This is a genomic window from Pseudorhodoferax sp. LjRoot39 (assembly GCF_964253035.1).
Classification (GTDB): domain Bacteria; phylum Pseudomonadota; class Gammaproteobacteria; order Burkholderiales; family Burkholderiaceae_C; genus Pseudorhodoferax.
Map to the genome: position 1 here is coordinate 76,104 of NZ_CAXUQL020000001.1, position 15,945 is coordinate 92,048.

At 70.4% G+C, this 15,945-nt stretch carries 16 protein-coding genes; 6 read left to right on the top strand and 10 right to left on the bottom strand.

Annotated elements, in window-relative coordinates:
• Positions 1-91 precede the first annotated feature (91 nt).
• Together ACSQ4M_RS00355 and ACSQ4M_RS00360 are read left to right on the top strand one after the other, a co-directional pair.
• The gene (locus ACSQ4M_RS00355) at positions 92-382 is read left to right on the top strand and encodes a nucleotidyltransferase family protein (protein ID WP_436193946.1); all 291 of its coding nucleotides are present in this window, start codon (positions 92-94) and stop codon (positions 380-382) included.
• A complete protein-coding gene (locus ACSQ4M_RS00360) occupies positions 379-774 on the top strand; it encodes a HepT-like ribonuclease domain-containing protein (protein ID WP_436187696.1) in 396 nt (131 codons plus the stop codon). Before ACSQ4M_RS00355 ends, ACSQ4M_RS00360 begins: the two co-directional genes overlap by 4 nt.
• On the opposite strand, the gene cas3f is transcribed toward ACSQ4M_RS00360, so the two are convergent.
• Genes cas3f through ACSQ4M_RS00390 form a run of 6 tightly spaced genes read right to left on the bottom strand, consistent with a single transcriptional unit; the run spans position 758 to position 8,579 of the window.
• Positions 758-4,156 carry a type I-F CRISPR-associated helicase Cas3f gene (cas3f, locus tag ACSQ4M_RS00365; RefSeq protein WP_436187697.1) on the bottom strand — a complete coding sequence of 1,133 codons (3,399 nt, stop codon included), beginning with the start codon at positions 4,154-4,156 and terminating at the stop codon, positions 758-760. The two genes, ACSQ4M_RS00360 and cas3f, sit on opposite strands and share 17 nt — an antisense overlap.
• Positions 4,153-5,148: a type I-F CRISPR-associated endonuclease Cas1f gene (gene cas1f / locus ACSQ4M_RS00370; RefSeq protein ID WP_436187698.1), complete on the bottom strand. Its 996-nt coding sequence runs from the start codon at positions 5,146-5,148 to the stop codon at positions 4,153-4,155. The genes cas3f and cas1f overlap by 4 nt, the downstream gene beginning before the upstream one ends.
• 48 nt (positions 5,149-5,196) lie before the next feature.
• On the bottom strand, positions 5,197-6,138 hold the full coding sequence (locus ACSQ4M_RS00375; protein ID WP_436187699.1) for a hypothetical protein: 942 nt from the start codon (positions 6,136-6,138) through the stop codon (positions 5,197-5,199).
• A complete protein-coding gene (locus ACSQ4M_RS00380; protein WP_436187700.1) occupies positions 6,135-7,280 on the bottom strand; it encodes a DSD1 family PLP-dependent enzyme in 1,146 nt (381 codons plus the stop codon). The genes ACSQ4M_RS00375 and ACSQ4M_RS00380 overlap by 4 nt, the downstream gene beginning before the upstream one ends.
• On the bottom strand, positions 7,277-7,918 hold the full coding sequence (locus ACSQ4M_RS00385) for a histidine phosphatase family protein (RefSeq protein ID WP_436187701.1): 642 nt from the start codon (positions 7,916-7,918) through the stop codon (positions 7,277-7,279). The genes ACSQ4M_RS00380 and ACSQ4M_RS00385 overlap by 4 nt, the downstream gene beginning before the upstream one ends.
• A 31-nt stretch (positions 7,919-7,949) precedes the next feature.
• Positions 7,950-8,579 carry a TetR family transcriptional regulator gene (locus ACSQ4M_RS00390; protein ID WP_436187702.1) on the bottom strand — a complete coding sequence of 210 codons (630 nt, stop codon included), beginning with the start codon at positions 8,577-8,579 and terminating at the stop codon, positions 7,950-7,952.
• A 102-nt stretch (positions 8,580-8,681) separates the two neighbouring features.
• Here ACSQ4M_RS00390 and ACSQ4M_RS00395 point away from each other — a divergent pair, with 102 nt between their 5' ends.
• Genes ACSQ4M_RS00395 through ACSQ4M_RS00410 form a run of 4 tightly spaced genes read left to right on the top strand, consistent with a single transcriptional unit; the run spans position 8,682 to position 13,127 of the window.
• A complete protein-coding gene (locus tag ACSQ4M_RS00395) occupies positions 8,682-9,485 on the top strand; it encodes an SDR family NAD(P)-dependent oxidoreductase (RefSeq protein WP_436187703.1) in 804 nt (267 codons plus the stop codon).
• Between the two features lie 20 nt (positions 9,486-9,505).
• The gene (locus ACSQ4M_RS00400; RefSeq protein WP_436187704.1) at positions 9,506-10,636 is read left to right on the top strand and encodes a DUF5938 domain-containing protein; all 1,131 of its coding nucleotides are present in this window, start codon (positions 9,506-9,508) and stop codon (positions 10,634-10,636) included.
• A gap of 3 nt (positions 10,637-10,639) precedes the next feature.
• Positions 10,640-12,181, top strand: coding sequence for an AMP-binding protein (locus ACSQ4M_RS00405; RefSeq protein WP_436187705.1), 1,542 nt, complete (start codon positions 10,640-10,642; stop codon positions 12,179-12,181).
• 22 nt (positions 12,182-12,203) lie between these two features.
• Positions 12,204-13,127 carry an isopenicillin N synthase family dioxygenase gene (locus tag ACSQ4M_RS00410; RefSeq protein ID WP_436187706.1) on the top strand — a complete coding sequence of 308 codons (924 nt, stop codon included), beginning with the start codon at positions 12,204-12,206 and terminating at the stop codon, positions 13,125-13,127.
• On the opposite strand, the gene ACSQ4M_RS00415 is transcribed toward ACSQ4M_RS00410, so the two are convergent.
• The 4 genes from ACSQ4M_RS00415 to ACSQ4M_RS00430 all read right to left on the bottom strand — a co-directional run bounded on the left by ACSQ4M_RS00415 (position 13,117) and on the right by ACSQ4M_RS00430 (position 15,944).
• Complete coding sequence (locus ACSQ4M_RS00415; RefSeq protein ID WP_436187707.1) at positions 13,117-13,749, bottom strand: DUF4136 domain-containing protein; 633 nt, start codon at positions 13,747-13,749, stop codon at positions 13,117-13,119. The two genes, ACSQ4M_RS00410 and ACSQ4M_RS00415, sit on opposite strands and share 11 nt — an antisense overlap.
• A 28-nt stretch (positions 13,750-13,777) precedes the next feature.
• On the bottom strand, positions 13,778-14,704 hold the full coding sequence (gene ttcA / locus ACSQ4M_RS00420; protein ID WP_436187708.1) for a tRNA 2-thiocytidine(32) synthetase TtcA: 927 nt from the start codon (positions 14,702-14,704) through the stop codon (positions 13,778-13,780).
• Between the two features lie 71 nt (positions 14,705-14,775).
• Entirely contained in the window at positions 14,776-15,150 is a 375-nt protein-coding gene (locus ACSQ4M_RS00425; RefSeq protein WP_436187709.1) for a dihydroneopterin aldolase, read from the bottom strand.
• Positions 15,147-15,944 (bottom strand): SDR family oxidoreductase, encoded by a 798-nt coding sequence (locus ACSQ4M_RS00430; protein ID WP_436187710.1) that lies wholly within the window; start codon positions 15,942-15,944, stop codon positions 15,147-15,149. Before ACSQ4M_RS00430 ends, ACSQ4M_RS00425 begins: the two co-directional genes overlap by 4 nt.
• Position 15,945 lies beyond the last annotated feature (1 nt).

The window sequence follows — 15,945 nt, forward strand, 5'->3', positions numbered from 1 at the left end:
GGCCACCGGAGCGGCGATGCCAGCGAACAAACTCCTCGCTGCGCGACCAGTCTACATACCGATGCATTTGCAGTTTTTGGGGAAAGTCAACATGAAACCGTCGATTCCCTTTGAACAAAAGCGCCAGGACATCCGCCGGATTGCAAGCCGCTTTCCAGTGGCCAATCCGCGCGTGTTCGGCTCGGTGCTGCATGGCGACGATACGGATGGCAGTGACCTCGATCTGCTGGTCGATGCGTTGCCCGGCACCACTCTGTTCGACCTGAGTGGCCTGCAGCTTGAGCTGGAAGACCTGCTCGGCGTGCCAGTCGAAGTGCTGACACCGCAGGATCTCGGGCCAAGACTGCGTCACGTTGTGCTGGCGGAAGCGCAGCCGGTATGAAGGACACCTTGCGGCTACCCGACTACCTGGAGCACATGCTCCAAGCGGCCAACCAGGCCCTGGAGTTTGTCGATGGCATGGACGAGACCGCGTTTGCAGCGGACAGGCGGACACAGCAGGCCGCCATCTTCAATCTGCTGGTGCTCGGGGAGGCGGCAGGCAATGTGCTGGCGGTCGACCCGGTGTTCGCCGCACAGCACCCCGAGTTGCCATGGCGCGTCATACGGGCAACGCGCAACCGCCTGATGCACGGTTACTTCGATCTCAACTTGACCGTGGTCTGGGGCACTATACAGAACGAGTTGCCGGCGTTGCTGCAGATGCTGCCGACGATGTTGGCGGCAGCACGCGCGCAGAGCGCAGGCCCTCCGCCCCCTACCGCCGCTTCGTGAACCCCAGCGCCGGGTGGAAGCGCCACCCCCGGTCGTGCGCCGGCAGCGTGACCTGGCCATACCGCTGCGCGCACGCCTGCAACGGCATGTCCAGCGCCGCCGCAAGCTCGGCCAGCGCCTGCAGGTAGTCCGGTGCATTCCAGGGCGTGATCCGCTCGCCGGCCACGGCGGCATCGGCGATGCGCTCCAGCTTGCTGTCGTACTCCACGTACAGCGCCTCGCGCCTCGCCCCCGGCTTGTCCTCGACCAGATGCAGGACGAAGCGCTCGCCATCTTCATCGGGCAACAGGCAGGCGTCCTGCTGCGGGCCATCGTCCTGGCGGAACGGCTGTTGCTGTTGCAGCACCGCCGCCAGCAGGGCGTCCTGACGCGCCAGGGTCCACCAGTGGTGGGCGAACAGGTCGTACGACGGCGCGGCCACCCCCGCACGGCTGTTGCTGCGGCGCCCCGCGGGCGGCGGCGCGCCGGTGACCTGCGGCGCAGGCTGCATGGTGGCCTGCAGCCGCGCATGCTCCAGGTCGACCAGGCTCACGTCCGGCCGCAGCGCGGCCTGCGGCAGGATGCGTGGCCGGGCGTCGATGGCGTCGCGTTCGCTGGGGCGCAGCAGTTCGCCCAGGGGCTTGCGCGGCAGGGACTGGCTGACGGTCTCGAAACCCGGCCGCATGTAGGCGGGCTGGTCCAGCTGCGACCAGAAGCGCAGGTTGTGGTCCAGCACGACCAGGTTCGGCACCGTGCATTCGCGCAGCGGCCGGTGGCGCCACACGCGGCCCGCCAGCTGGATCAGCGAGCGCATGGACGAGGGCTCGACCACGGCCCAGTCGTAGTCGTGGTCGCGGCCCACCTCGGTGACGGGACTGCCGAGCACCACGAACACCTGATCGTCCTCGCTGCAGGCATCGAGCCGCGCACGCACCTCGGGCAGGCGGAACACGGCGCCCTCCTCCCGGCGGTCCAACACCTGGTCCAGCACCCGCTCGATGGCCGAGCGCAGCAGCAACGCGGTGCGCGCGTGGTACACGCACAGGTGCAGCCGCATGCCGGCCGGCGCGCCCAGCCGGTACAGCGCCAGCGCCACTTCCACCAGCGGCGCGATGTTGGCCATGCGCACCAGGCCGAAGCTCACGCGCCTGCCCGTGAGCGGATGGCGGCCGTGGTGCCGGCGGTGCAGCGTGGCCACGGCGTCGCGGATGCATTGCGCCGCGTGGGCCGGCACATCGGCCGCCTTGCCGGCGTGCGTGAACGGCAGCAGTTCGGCACGGCGGCGCACCAAGCCCTTGGCCAGCTGTGCATGGCGCTGCCGCACGAAGCCGAGGTGGGCCTGCGCAAAGCCGGCCGCGTCGCTGCTGTCGTGCCGCTGCCGGTCGAACTCGTCGATCCAGGCGCAGGCCACGGGCGCTGCCTCGCCAGGCCGCAAACCACGGTTGCGGGCGTACAGGCTGCGGCCATCCTGGTAGGCCTCGAACATGCCCTGCACCAGTGCCGGCGGCAGGGTGGCCGACGAGATCAGCACCCGCGCACCCAGCAGGCCGGCCCAGTGCACCAGGCGCGCCACGGCCGGCAGGTCGGCGGTGTCGAAGTCGTCCAGTTCGTCGAGCACCAGGTCGCTGCCCATCAGCCGCAGCATGGGCGCAATCTGCCGGCCGCCGCGCTGGCTTTCGGTGGCGGGCGTCAGGTGGTCAATGGTGCAGACCAGCACAGGCGCGGCCAGCAGCTTGCGCACGGCCGGGTCGTGCATGGCCTTGGCCAGCAGGGGGTGGCCGTCGGTGTTGCCTTCGAAAAACACGCCGCCATCGTCGCGCTCGCCCGCTTCGTCGAGCAGCGACTGCCGCGAGGCCGAGCCCGTGGCCTCGGCCTGCGCCAGCTGGTGCTCGAACAGTTCGCGGCTGGGCGCACCACCGACGCGGATGGCGACCACCTCGTCACCCAGCCGCACGTCGTCGCGGTAGACGCGGCCGGTCTGCAATGTCAGCGTGCGCAGGCCCAGCGCAAAGCTGCAGCGCATGCCGTGCTGCGGGTCGGCCAGCGCATACATGATCCGCGCGTTGGCCAGTGTCTTGCCGCAGCCGGTGGAGGCCATGTTGACGATGAACCCACCACCGGCCGCCGCCGCGGTGCGCATGCCGGCCGCCAGATCGGCCGCCTTGTCCTGCCAGCGAAAACGCGCATCGTCGCTGCGCCGCTTCAGGCCCTTGTGGCGGGCCAGGCGCGGCAGGTGCAGTTCGAACCGCGGCAGCGCGTGGCACAGCTCGGCGCAGTGGCGGGCCACACCCACCAGGTGCTCGTCCAGCGTCTGGTTGACCACGCGCCGGCCCTGGCCGTCCACACGTGTGTTGGCGGCCAGCGGATAGTCCTTCTCGCCCCTGACACGGCGCGCATCGCGGGGATCGGTCAGGCTGGAGTAGTGGTGGTCGGCCAGCATCAGCGCCAGGCGCGAGACGTGCATCACGTAGGGATTGGCCAGCCAGTCGCCCTTGCCAGGCTGCTGGCACAACGCGGCGAGGCGCTTGGCCACCCGGACGGCGCGCTCGCGCCAGGCCGTGGTGGTGACGGGCAGCCCATGCGGGAACTGCCAGTACGGGGCGATGCGTTCGTGGGCGGTCTCGGTGCATTGCTCGTTCCAGCCGGCGTCGACCTGGGCCAGCAGGCCGGTCAAGTCCCCGGGGTTCAAGGCATCGAGTTTCTTGCCCAGCCAGGCACCGTCGGGGCGTGGCTTGACCGGCAACCGGTGGTGCGTCAGCACCAGCCAGGCCACGGCCTGGGCCAGCGGCGGCAGCACGGCGAAGGGCTTGTCGCAGGGAGCGCCCATGCCGTCGCGCTGCAGCCGCCCGAGCCAGCTGGCATCGTCCTGTCCGTCGGGTGCAGCCAGCCGCGCGAGCCACGCGGCATCGTCGTCACCGCCGACAAAGGCCTGGAACAAGCGCACCGACACCCATTCGTGGCGGTACAGGTTGCGCGTCAACGGACCATGGCCCTGCAGGCGCTGCTGGAACGCGGCCGTGGCCTTGCCCAGGTCGTGCAGCAGCGCGGCCAGCGTGCCGAGCAGGTGGATGTCTTCGCCCGTCTGCCAGTCGTTCTCGTCCCGCGCCCGCAGCACGTTGCGCACCGTGGTGTTGGTCGGCACCGCGCCTTCGGCATTGAAGCGGCCCGCATCGCCCACCACCCACAGCAGCTCGCTGTGGTCCAGCCCGCGGATCCAGTGGCAGGCCACGGCCGTGTTCTTGCGCGCGGTCTTGCGCAGCAGGCGGCGCAGCGTGTCCAGCCCGTCCTGCGTGATCGACGTCTGCCAGGTGCGATCGCCACGCCGTTCGGCGAACTGGTCGAGGATGCGGCGCGTCTCGGTCAGCGCGCGCTTGTCGCACTGGGAGATCAGCAGGACGTTCATGCCGCTGCGGCCTTGGCCTGCGCCAGGCGGCCGCCCTGCTCGGCCACGGCCTTCACGGTGTCGACCATGAAGTCCAGCGCCTCGCTGCGCGTGAGGCTCTCGATGCAGGCGCGGCGGAAGTCCTGCTCCTCGTCGCCGCGCACGGCGGCCACGAAGGCCAGCGGCAGGATGGTGGCGTCCTTCACGAGGTCGGCCACGTCGAACACCAGGCCGCCGCGGCGCGTCTTGCCGTGCAGCACTGCCAGGCCATGCGGCAGGCCCAGCACCCAGGTGGCGGTAGCGCCCAGGCCGTAGGCCAGGTAGTTGCCGTGGTCGAGGAATCGATTCGCCGGGTCACCGCTGTCACCTCGTTTGGCGCGCGTGAACTCGCCGTACATCGTGGCCTGCGCAGCGAGCTTGAACAGGTGCTTGGACAGGCGCGCCTCTTCGGTCAGCAGGTGGGTGTTGTCGGGCGCGGCGTCGATGTTGCGCACCGAGGCGGCCAACGCATCCTCCAGCGCCTTCGGATCGACCGTGAACCCGGCATCCTTCAGCACCCGACTCTTGAGCCACTGCACGCGGATGCGCTCCAGTCGCGCACGCTGGAAGGCCTTGGCGGCGGCCAGGCGCAGCGCATCGTCAAACCAGAAGCGCACCCAGTGCTGCAGGTACTCGGTGGGCCGGTACTCGCTCTGCGGCGTGAGCCAGGCCACCTCGACATCGACCTCGTTGGCGCTGAACAGCGGAGTTCCCCCACCGCCGCAGAAACCCACCAGCACGCCGGCCTTGGCCAGTTCACGCATCGCCGCTTGCGTGATCGACGTGCCGGTTCCGAGCAGCACCGTCGTGGTGTTGGCGATGGGGATGTTCCAGTACAGCTGGCGCTTGCCCTCGTCGGTCACATACTCGACCCGGCCGCCGTTGACCAACACCCGGCAATGCTCCAGGTAGTACAGGTTGGCCCGCTTGGAATGCAGGATGGCCTTGAGATCCGAGGGACTGAAATCATCCATGCGCCGCCTCCCAGCGATTTGCCCCGTGCGTGGCCTTTGGGCCCGCGCTCAGTACGCCAGCGTACCGGCCCGGGTGCGGCTCGCACCTTCGAGCCGGTTGCCCCGCAGCTCCACCTGCCGCCCGCCGGGCGCCACGCGCAGGTAGATGCCGCCCTCGGGCCGGTCGTCGATGAGCAGGTTGTCTTGCAGCACCAGCCGGTTCTCGGGCCAGGGGTAACCCTCGGCACCGTAGGACACCATGGCCGAATTGGTGGTGGCCGGCCCCTGGCGCAGCCGGTTGTGGGTGACGTTGGCCAGGCCGCCGTTCGGCAATTCCAGCTCGTAGCTGGACTGGCCGGCATCGCTGTCGGTCAGTTGGTTGCGGTGGATCTCGCTGCGCGCGGCGCGGCTCTTGAGCAGGTGGCCGCCGCGGGCGTCGTGGAAGGCGCTGTCGGTCACCGTGAGCGTGGCGATGCGGCCCACATACAGGTTGTGGCTCTGCCCGTCGCCGGCGCCGTTGCCCTGGAACAGGCTGTGTTCGATGACCAGCTCGGCCGCCCGGTCGCTGGCGGTCAGGATGCCGTTCTCGTTGTCCCTGAAGCGGCAGTCCACCACGGCGAGACGCCCCTTCTCGAAGCGGATGCCCGCGCCATTGCGCGCCGCCGCGCGGGCGCCCTCGAAGTCGAAGCCCTCGACGCGGATGTCGCCGCCACGCACCACCCAGATGCCCTTGCCTTCGGCGCTGGCGCCATCGGCCAGCAGCCGCACCCGGCCCCCGACGGCGCGCAGCAGAAGCTGGCGCTGGGCCCAGATGGCGACATCGGCGCGGTAGTCGCCGGCCTGCACCTCCACGGTGTCGCCATCGCGCGCCACCCGGGCGGCCTCGGCGATGGTGGAGAAGGGCCGGCCCGGACCGACCTCATGCACCACGCCCGGACCGGCCGCCCACGCGCCCGCGCCCGCGCCCAGGGCCAGCGCTGAGCAAAACCGGCGACGCGACAGGCCGCTCATGCGAGAGCCCCGCGCGCGTCGACGCGCAGCAGTTCCTCCACCCGGCCGTGCAGCAGGCCGCCGCGCACACCCACCAGCGTGTCGTGCAGGTTCACGGTCGGGTCGCAGTGGCCTGGAATCAGCCAGACCGCCTGGCCCAGTTCGGGCAGCGGCTGGCCGGCGTCCGCATGCAGCACACCGTGCTCGTCGCCGCCGTTGGCGTAACGCCAGGGCAGCCCGCCGTCGGGCCGGTGCACCAGCGGCAGGCCCGAATCGATGGCGTGGCTCTTGTGGCCCGCATCGCAGACCGCATGCCGCGCGTTGCGGCTGATGACCTGCGACTTGAGGAACAGCGCATGCTCGAAGGCCGGCTGCTCCGGATCGGCGTCGTTGCCGGCGTAGTCGGCGTCCATGAACAGGAACGAGCCGGACTGCAACTCGCCGTAGATGCCGCTGGCGGCCTCGTGCACCATGCTGCCGGTGCCCGCGCCCGTCACGAGCGGCACGGCCAGGCCGGCCTGGGCGAATGCGTCGAGCTGGTCGCGCACGAGCAGCAGCACGGCGGCGATGGCGGCACGCCGGTCCTCGGCACCGCGCAGGTGCTGGGCCTTGCCGTGGTAGGCCTGGAGCCCTGCGAAGCGCAGCGGCGCTGCGGCGGCGATGCGCTGTGCCAGTTGCACTGCCGCGGGGCCGGGCGGCAGGCCGCAGCGGCCCTGGCCCACATCGATCTCCACGAACACGTCGATGGCATCGTGCGCGCCGGCCAGCGCGGCGGCGAGCCGGTCCACGCCTTCGACGCTGTCGACCGCGATCGCCAGCCGGCCGCCGCGCTGCTGCAACCCGCGCGCGAGCTCTGCCACGCGCGCGAGCTTGGCCGGCGCGAGCACCTCGTTGCTGATGTACAGGTCCTGCACGCCGGCCGCGGCCAACGCCTGGGCCTCGGCCGTCTTCTGCACGCAGGCGCCCGCGGCACCGGCCGCCACCAGACGCTGCGCCAGCGCGGCGCACTTGTGCATCTTGGCGTGGGGCCGCCAAAGCACGCCATGCGCGTGCGCGAACGCGGCCATGCGCGCGATGTTGCGCTCCATGGCGTCCAGGTCCAGCACCAGCGCAGGCGTGTCGATGGCGTCCACGGCGTCGCCGATCCGTGCGATCGGGGTCATGCGCTGATCTCGTCCAGCGCAGCGCCGTCGTCAAGGTGCGCGGTGTCGGCCCAGCCGACCAGCGTCAGGGCTTCGGGTGTCCACAGCAGGCGGTTGATGGCGGCATTGCCCAGCGCCCAGGTGCGCGGCGCCTGCAGTTCCTGGCCGGTGGCGGCGCGGTACAGCACGTCCATCACGCCGCCGTGGCCGACCAGCACGATCTGCCCGCCCGAGTGGCGCGCCGCCAGCCGGTTCAGCGTGCCGACGATGCGTTCGCGAAAGCGCAGCAGCGACTCGCCGCCCGCAGGCTCGAAAGCCGGGTCGCGCTTGCGCCAGAGCAGGGCCTGGTCCGGCCAGTCGGCCTCGATCTCGGCAAAGGTCCGGCCTTCGAACGTGCCGAACGCGCGCTCGCGCAGGCCCACGTCGGCCATCACCGGCAGGCCAATCCGGTCGGCCACGGCCTGCGCGGTCTGGTGCGCGCGGCCCAGGTCGCTGGCATAGATGGCCGACAGTTCCTCGCCGGCCAGTGCCGCGCCAACACGGCGTGCCTGCCAGCGCCCGGTGTCGTTGAGCGGAATGTCCAGATGGCCCTGGATGCGGGTGTCCACGTTCCAGGCGGTTTCGCCATGGCGGATGGCAATGATGCGGGTGGCGTCCATGCGGAATTCTAGGAGCCCGCCCGCGCGGCCTTCAACCGGCCGGGGCAGCGGCCAGCGCAGGCAGCAGCAACCGCAGCAGCGCGGCCGTTTCCTGCTGCATGGTGGCGATGGCCTTGCGGTCGCCGGCCAGGTGGCGCAGCAGGGCCTGCTGGAACACTCCGTCCAGCGCGGCATAGGCCAGCGCCGGGCTGGGCAGCGGCCCTTGCGTGCCGGCGAGCGCAGCCAGCCGCGCCACCACATTCCAGACCATCTTCTCCAGGCTCTTGTCGATCTTGGCCACATCGGCACGGAATGCCGCCTCGAACATGGCCTGCGCACGCAGGTCATACCACAGGCGGTGCAGCATGGCCTCGTCGCGCAGCGTGTCGCCCAGCGTGGCGAGGAACGCCTGCTGCAGCGCGGCGGCGTCCTGCGCCTCTGTGACGATGGCGTCGTAGCGCGTGACGCAGCGCGCCTTGTACTGGCGCACGCTGCACAGGATCAGGTCGGTCTTGTCCTGGAAGTAGTAGTGCAGCACGCCGTGCGAGAAGGCCGAGTTCTGGGCGATCTCGCGCAGGCTGGTGCGCGCGTAGCCGAGCGCGGCCAGCGTCTGCAATGTGGCCTCGCCGAGCTCGGCGCGGCGCAGCTCGAACTTCTCCAGCGGAACCTTGGGTGTGCGCATGGCGCGCAAAGATAGCACAGCGTTGCGGGTGAAAACCCCATGTTCTTGACACTTGTCCAGTTTTATTCTGACAACTGTCAAGACAACAGAAGGAGACATGCAATGACGAGCGACATCCTGCAGGGCCGCCGCGCCCTGGTGACCGGAGGCGCCCAGGGCCTGGGCGCTGGCATGGCGCAGGCCCTGGCCCGCGCCGGCGCGGCCGTGATGGTGGGCGACCTGCGCGAGGCGCAGGGCCGCGACATGGCGGGCAGCCTGCGCGCGGCCGGTGGCCAGGCCAGCTTCGTGCGCATGGACGTGACGCAGGAGGCCGACTGGGCACGCGCCGCCGAGGCCACCATCGCCGAACTGGGCGGCTTCGACATCCTCGTCAACAACGCCGGCATCGAGATCACCGCGCTGGTCAGCGAGGTCGAGGCGGACAGCCTGCGCCGCATGTTCGACGTCAACGTGGTCGGCACGCTGCTGGGCATGAAGCACGCATTCCGCGCCATGCGGCCCGGCGGCGCGGCAGGCCAAGGTGGCGCCATCGTCAACATCTCCTCCGTCGCCGCGACCATCGCGTTCCCGGCGATCGCCGGCTACTCGGCGACCAAGTCGGCCGTGGACCGCGCCACGCGCGTGGCGGCCATGGAGTCGGGCAAGCTCGGCTACGGCGTGCGCGTGAACTGCGTCTACCCCGGCCTGGTGCCGACCGAGATGGGCCTGCAGCTGGCGGCCGACGTGGTGGCCGCAGGCCTGTTCGCCTCGCCCGAGGAAGCGGTGGGCAGCATCGTCGGCCAGACGCCGCTGGGCCGCCTGGGCGAGGTGGCCGACATGGCCGATGCCGTGGTGTTCCTGTGTTCGGACGCCGCCCGTTTCATCACCGGTGCCGGCCTGCCTGTCGACGGCGGCATGGGCATGTGACCCCCTTTGGAGACCAGAACATGAGCAACAAGAAACCCGTCGTCGTCTACGGTGCCTCCGGCTACACCGGCCGCCTGGTCTGCGAGTACCTGCGCGAGTACGGCATCCCCTTCATCGCCGCCGGCAGGAGCCAGGAGAAGCTCGAAGAGGCCATGCGCGCCCACGTGCCCGGCATCGAGACCGCCGACCACGAGGTGGTGCAGGTGGAGCACAGCACCGATGCGCTGACTGCGCTGTTCAAGGGTGCCTCGGTGGTGCTGAACACCGTCGGCCCGTTCGCCAAGTTCGGCCACGAGGTCGTGCAGGCCTGCCTGGCCGCCGGCTGCCACTACACCGACACCACGGGCGAGCAGGACTGGCTCATCACCCTCGACCAGGAATACGGTGCGCGCTTCGCCAAGGCCGGCCTGCTGCTCTCGCCGGGCCTGGCACAGATGTACACCACGGGCGAGATCGCGGCCCAGCTGTGCCTGGAGACGCCGGGCCTGGACACGCTGGACATCGCCGTGTTCTGGGGCGGCAGCCCGACCATCGCGTCCACGCAGACCATCCTGGTCAACGCGGCCACGAGCAAGGCCTTTCACCTGCAGGGCAAGCAGTACGTGGAGTGGCAGCCCGATGCCGGCCTGTACCAGTTGGCGATCCCGGGCCAGCACGAGATGGCGCTGGCCCTGCCCTGGGGCGGCACCTCGCACCCGGTGTGGTTCAAGCGCGACCCGCGCGTGGCCAACGTCAAGGTGCTGGGCGGCGTGTTCAACAAGCCGCTGATGCTGGGCGTGCCCAAGATCGTCGAGGCCGCGCTCAAGGCCACCGAGGGCATGAACGAAGCGGACCGCTACGCCGCCTTGTCGCAGACCGCCTCCAGCGTCATGAACACCATGCCGCCGCGCGAGAACCCGCGCATCAACAAGTCGGTCGATTCGGTGCACGCATCCGGGCCTCTGGGCCGCGCGCACTGCGTGATCTACGGCAACTGCAACTACAAGCAGACCGGGCTGCTGCAGGCCTTCGCGGCCAACTGGCTGCTGCAGCAGCCACCGCTGCGCGCGGGCTTCGCCTCGGGCTGCCAGGCCTTCGGCCACCATGCGCTGCTGGGCGCGCTGCGGCACTTCGGCTTGGTGCAGGCGCCGGTGCTGACGGTCCACGTCTGAGCCATGCGGCTGATCGACTACCTCGACAAGGGTGCGCAACTGGGCGCCGGCGCACCCTGCTTCACCATGGGCGAGCGGGATCTTTCCTACGCCCAGGTGCAGGCGCTGAGCCACCGCGTGGGCCGCGGCCTGGTGCGCGCCGGCGTGGCGCCCGGCGAGAAGGTGGCCGTGCTGTCGTCGAACGATGCCACGGCCTTCGGCTGCGTGTTCGGCATCTCGCGCGCGGCGGCCGTCTGGTGCCCTGTCAACCCGCGCAACGAGATCGCCGAGAACCGCTTCGTGCTGCAGGCCTTCGACTGCGTGGTCCTGCTGTTCCACAGTGCCTACGCAGCCATGGTGCAGGCCATGCGCGCGGAGCTGCCCGGGCTCAAGGCGCTGGTCTGCATCGACCAGCGGCTGGACTTCGCGCCGGCACTGGCCGACTGGCTGGACGGCGTGCCGGACGGGCCGCTGCAGGTGACGCCGGTGGACGACCTGGTGATGCTGCCCGGCACCGGCGGCACCACGGGCCAGCCCAAAGGGGTGATGCTGTCGGGCCGCAACCTGGAGGCCATGACGGCGCTCACGCTGATGGGCTACCCCTTCGAGGGCCGGCCGACCTACCTGGCGCTGGCGCCGCTCACACACGCGGCCGGTGTGCTGTGCCTGCCCATGCTGGCACTCGGCGGGCGCATCGTGATCATGGGCAAGCCGGACCTGGACGACTTCCTGGCGCTGATCGAGCGCCACAGCGTGACCCACACCTTCCTGCCGCCCACGCTGATCTACATGCTGCTGCTGCACCCGCGCCTGGCCCAGGCGCGGCTGGATTCGCTGCAGTGCTTCTGGTATGGCGCCGCGCCCATGGCCACGGCCCGGCTGGAAGAGGCGTTGCGGCGCATCGGCCCGGTGATGGCCCAGCTGTTCGGCCAGACCGAGGCGCCGATGATGGTCTCGATGATGGCGCCGCGCGAACACTTCCACGCAGACGGCTCCATCGCCACCGAGCGCCTGGCTTCGGCCGGCCGGCCCGGACCGCTGGTGCAGGTGGCCATCATGGACGAGGCTGGCCAGCTGCTCTCCACGGACGAGACCGGCGAGATCGTGGTGCGCGGCTCGCTGGTCATGCTGGGCTACTACAAGAACCCCGAGGCCACGGCCGAGGCCGGCCGCCACGGCTGGCACCACACGGGCGACATTGGCCGGCTCTCCGAAGACGGCTACCTTTACATCGTCGACCGCGCCAAGGACATGATCATCAGCGGCGGCTTCAACGTCTACTCGGCCGAGGTCGAGCAGGCGCTTTTGCAGCACCCGGCGATCCAGGACAGCGCCGTCGTCGGCCTGCCCGACGACAAGTGGGGCGAGCGCGTGGTCGCCGTGCTGCAGCTGGCGCCCGGCCAGACGCTGGCGCCCGAGGAGGCCCAGGCCTTCGTCAAGGCCCGGCTGGGCAGCGTGAAGGCGCCCAAGCAGGTCGAGGTCTGGCCGGAACTGCCGCGCTCCAAGGTCGGCAAGGTGCTCAAGAAGGAAGTCCGGACGACGCTGCTGGCGCGCCAGGCCGGTTAGCGGAGCGGGCTATGCTGCCGGCATGGACAGCATCCCGCTCATCGACATCGGCCCGCTGACGCACCGCGACGCTGCGGCGCGCCTGGCCGTCGCCCAGGCCATCGGCCATGCCTGCCGCGAGACCGGCTTCTTCGCCATCACCGGCCATGGCGTTCCTGCCGCCTGCACCGCGGAGGTGTTCGCAGCAGCGCACGCGGTCTTCGCGCTGCCGGCGCAGGACAAGCGCGCCCTGGCGATCGCCCGCCACGGCCACAACCGCGGCCATGTGGGCCTGGGTGTGGAAGCGCTGGACGAGGCCGCCGCACCCGACCTCAAGGAGGCCTACAACCTCATCTGGACCGACGAAGCCACGCGCCCGCCCAACATCTGGCCGCCCATCGACGGCTGGCGGCCGCAGGCGCAGGCCTACTTCGATGCCGTGCTGGCGGTGGGCCGGCGGCTGCACCGCGCGTTCGCGCTGGACCTGGGCCTGGCCGAGGACTTCTTCGACGACAAGCTGGACCGCCCGCAGGCCACGCTGCGCCTGCTGCACTACCCCGCGCACTTCGAAGCCGGCGCGCCGGCCGGCCGGGCCGGGGCCGGCGCCCACACCGACTACGGCAACGTGACGCTGCTGGCCACCGATGGCGTGGCCGGGCTGCAGGTGCAACGGCGTGGCGGTGGCTGGACCGACGTGCCGGCGTTGCCGGGCGCCTTCGTCTGCAACATCGGCGATTGCCTGATGCGCTGGTCCAACGATGTCTATGTGTCCACCCCGCACCGCGTGCTGCCGCCGGCGCGCGAGCGTTACTCGGTGGCCTTCTTCCTGGACCCGAACCCGGACGCGCTGGTCAGCGCGATTCCCGGCTGCGTGCCGGCCGGCGAGGCGCCGCGCCACGCACCCGTGACGGCCGGCGACTACCTGCGCCAGCGCCTGGCCGCCACCTACGGCGCCATCACTTCTTGAGCGGGATCTCGATGTTGACCTGCCGCACGCCGGCCGGCGGCTGCGGGAAGCTGCTCAACGCGGCGTCGAACATGGGCGCGAGCAGGTCCGGGTCGTTCGGCCAGCGCGACTCGTGCACGGCGCGCGTCTCGTAGACCACCTGCTGGTTCGACAGATCGCGGATCACCACGCTGACCTGGCGCTGCACGTAGCTGCGGTCCCACATGTCGTTGCGGTAGCTCCAGTACGGCCCCCAGCCGTAGAAGCCTGCGCCGCCGGCCCAGCGCCGGCCGTAGTACGGGCCCCAGGGACCGAAGCGGCTGTAGACCCAGGGGTCCACCAGCTGGGTGGTGCTCACCACGTCGCTGCCGATCAGCACGCTGTAGCGCGCCGCGGCGTCGTTCCGCACCCAGCCGGCCTTGGCCAGCGCGGGCTCGGCCGCGGCCTCCAGTTGGGCCTGCGCGCCCGAGGCCGACTGCTGCGAGGGCAGGCGCTCGAAGCGGTAGGTGGCCGGAGTGGGCACGGTGCGCAGCTCGGAGAAGGTCTGCACCTGGTTGTCGACCACATAGCTCGTGGCGCAGCCGGACAGCAGCGCAACGGCGGCCAGGGCCGCGGCCATGAACATTCGCATCGGGACACGCATCTTCAGCCTCCTCGGCGCACCACCTGGCTCAGAGCCGGACGACCTGCAGCAGCGGTGCGACGGGCGGCGCGATGTCTTCCGCGTCGAACGCCTTGTCGCCGGAGGGGTCGGGCACGCCCGTGGTCTTCAGACCCTTGAAGTCGTAGCGGGTTCCGTCCATCAGGTGCGAAAGCACGACGTTCTGTAACGCCGTGAACATGTTTTCCACCCGGCCCGGATACTTTTTCTCCCAGTCCTGCAGCATGGCAGCGACCTGCTTGCGCTGCGCGTTCTCCTGGCTGCCGCACAGCGTGCACGGGATGATGGGGAACTCGCGGTGCGCGGCCCAGCGCACCAGGTCGCGCTCGGGCACGTAGGCCAGCGGGCGGATCACGATGTGGCGGCCGTCGTCGCTGACCAGCTTGGCCGGCATGCCCTTGAGCTTGGCGCCGAAGAACATGTTGAGGAACAGCGTCTGCAGGATGTCGTCGCGGTGGTGGCCCAGCGCGATCTTGGTCGCGCCCAGTTCGTCGGCCACGCGGTACAGGATGCCGCGGCGCAGCCGGCTGCACAGGCCGCAGGTGGTCTTGCCCTCGGGGATCACGCGCTTGACGATGCTGTAGGTGTCCTGCTCCTCGATGTGGAAGGGCACGCCCTGGCTCTTCAGGTACTCGGGCAGCACGTGCTCGGGGAAGCCGGGCTGCTTCTGGTCCAGGTTCACGGCCACGATGTCGAACGAGATCGGGGCCCGCGCGCGCAGCTTGAGCAGGATGTCCAGCATGGCGTAGCTGTCCTTGCCGCCGGACATGCAGACCATGACCTTGTCGCCCTCCTCGACCATGTTGTAGTCGACGATGGCCTGGCCCATCAGGCGGCACAGGCGCTTTTCGAGCTTGTGGGTTTCGCGCTCGATCTTGGGCTGCGCGGTGGGCGCGGCTTGTGCAATGGGTTCTTCGGCGGTCCAGACGGCGTTCATAGGGCTTCCTGCGGGCAAGGGTGGGATTTTCCGTCAAGCCGGCCCTGGCCCGCTGCGCAGGGCCTTTTCGCTCACCACTGCCCGGCTTCGACCCGGATCGCCACTTCGCAGTCGTCGAAGATCTCCAGCTTGGCGATCTTCACGCGCACGCCCAGCACGCCGGGCAGTCGCATGAGGCGCTGGGCCAGCTTGCCGATCAGGCTTTCCAGCAGGTTCACATGCTCGGCCGTGCACTCGTCGATGATGATCTGGCGCACCTTGCGGTAGTCCAGCACATGGGTGATGTCGTCGTCGCGCGGGCGCAGCGGCTGGGTGCCCAGGTTGAGCTCGGCGTCCACCAGGATGGGCTGGGGCGCGGTCTTCTCGGAGTCGAGGATGCCCAGGTTGGCGTCGAAGCGCAGCCCCGTCAGGTGCAGGGTCTGGGTGCCGGCGGCGTTGATCGTCATGGTTGTTTCTCCATCATCGAGAAGTCGCGCTCGAACTTCATGAGGTGCTGGCCGCCATCGACCAGCAGCGTGGTGCCCGTGAGCGACTGGTTCTCGAGCGCGAAGCGCACGGCGCTGGCCACGTCCTCGGGCGTGGACGAGCGGCCCAGCGGCGACAGCCGGTGCGCGGCCCCGAAGGCCTCGTCGCTGAGCAGGTGGCTGGTCAGCGTGAGCCCGGGCGCCACGCCGACCACGCGCAGCAGCGGCGCCAGCGCCTGGGCCAGCAAGGTGTTGGCAGCCTCCAGCGCGGCCTTGGACAGCGTGTAGCTCAGGAAATCGGGGTTCGGGTTCCAGAGCTTCTGGTCCAGCAGGTTGACCACCGCGCCACTGCGCGGGCCGGCGCCGCGCGCGGCCAGCAGCTGGTGCAGCACCTGGGCCAGCACGATGGGCGCACCGGTGTTGCTGCGCCAGTGCCGCTCCATGGCGGCGTAGCCGAAGTCCTGCGCGCCGTCGTGCTCGAACAGCGAGGCATTGTTGACCACCGCCGTGACGGGCCCCAGCGCAGCCTCGACGGCGGGCAGCAGCGCGCGCGTGGCAGCCTCGTCGGCCAGGTCGCAGGCGAAGGCGGCATGGCAGCCCGGGCCTGCCGCGGTGCAGTCCGCCACGGTCTGCAGCGCCTCGGCCTGCGACGCGCGGTAGTGCACGGCCACCTGCCAGCCGGCAGCGGCCAGGTCCAGCGCAATGGCGCGGCCCAGCCGCCGGCCGGCGCCGGTGACCAGCACGGTGCGTGCGGCGGTGACGGGGATCTGGGTCATT

Excerpts from the sequence above, each read along its gene's own strand:
- ACSQ4M_RS00400 (WP_436187704.1), top strand. The coding sequence starts at position 9,506 with ATGAGCAACAAGAAACCCGTCGTCGTCTACGGTGCCTCCGGCTACACC.
- ACSQ4M_RS00360 (WP_436187696.1), top strand. The coding sequence starts at position 379 with ATGAAGGACACCTTGCGGCTACCCGACTACCTGGAGCACATGCTCCAA.
- cas3f (WP_436187697.1), bottom strand. The coding sequence starts at position 4,156 with ATGAACGTCCTGCTGATCTCCCAGTGCGACAAGCGCGCGCTGACCGAG.
- ACSQ4M_RS00390 (WP_436187702.1), bottom strand. The coding sequence starts at position 8,579 with ATGCGCACACCCAAGGTTCCGCTGGAGAAGTTCGAGCTGCGCCGCGCC.
- ACSQ4M_RS00405 (WP_436187705.1), top strand. The coding sequence starts at position 10,640 with ATGCGGCTGATCGACTACCTCGACAAGGGTGCGCAACTGGGCGCCGGC.
- ttcA (WP_436187708.1), bottom strand. The coding sequence starts at position 14,704 with ATGAACGCCGTCTGGACCGCCGAAGAACCCATTGCACAAGCCGCGCCC.
- ACSQ4M_RS00395 (WP_436187703.1), top strand. The coding sequence starts at position 8,682 with ATGACGAGCGACATCCTGCAGGGCCGCCGCGCCCTGGTGACCGGAGGC.
- ACSQ4M_RS00425 (WP_436187709.1), bottom strand. The coding sequence starts at position 15,150 with ATGACGATCAACGCCGCCGGCACCCAGACCCTGCACCTGACGGGGCTG.
- ACSQ4M_RS00380 (WP_436187700.1), bottom strand. The coding sequence starts at position 7,280 with ATGACCCCGATCGCACGGATCGGCGACGCCGTGGACGCCATCGACACG.
- ACSQ4M_RS00375 (WP_436187699.1), bottom strand. The coding sequence starts at position 6,138 with ATGAGCGGCCTGTCGCGTCGCCGGTTTTGCTCAGCGCTGGCCCTGGGC.
- ACSQ4M_RS00355 (WP_436193946.1), top strand. The coding sequence starts at position 92 with ATGAAACCGTCGATTCCCTTTGAACAAAAGCGCCAGGACATCCGCCGG.
- ACSQ4M_RS00410 (WP_436187706.1), top strand. The coding sequence starts at position 12,204 with ATGGACAGCATCCCGCTCATCGACATCGGCCCGCTGACGCACCGCGAC.
- ACSQ4M_RS00385 (WP_436187701.1), bottom strand. The coding sequence starts at position 7,918 with ATGGACGCCACCCGCATCATTGCCATCCGCCATGGCGAAACCGCCTGG.
- ACSQ4M_RS00415 (WP_436187707.1), bottom strand. The coding sequence starts at position 13,749 with ATGCGTGTCCCGATGCGAATGTTCATGGCCGCGGCCCTGGCCGCCGTT.
- cas1f (WP_436187698.1), bottom strand. The coding sequence starts at position 5,148 with ATGGATGATTTCAGTCCCTCGGATCTCAAGGCCATCCTGCATTCCAAG.
- ACSQ4M_RS00430 (WP_436187710.1), bottom strand. The coding sequence starts at position 15,944 with ATGACCCAGATCCCCGTCACCGCCGCACGCACCGTGCTGGTCACCGGC.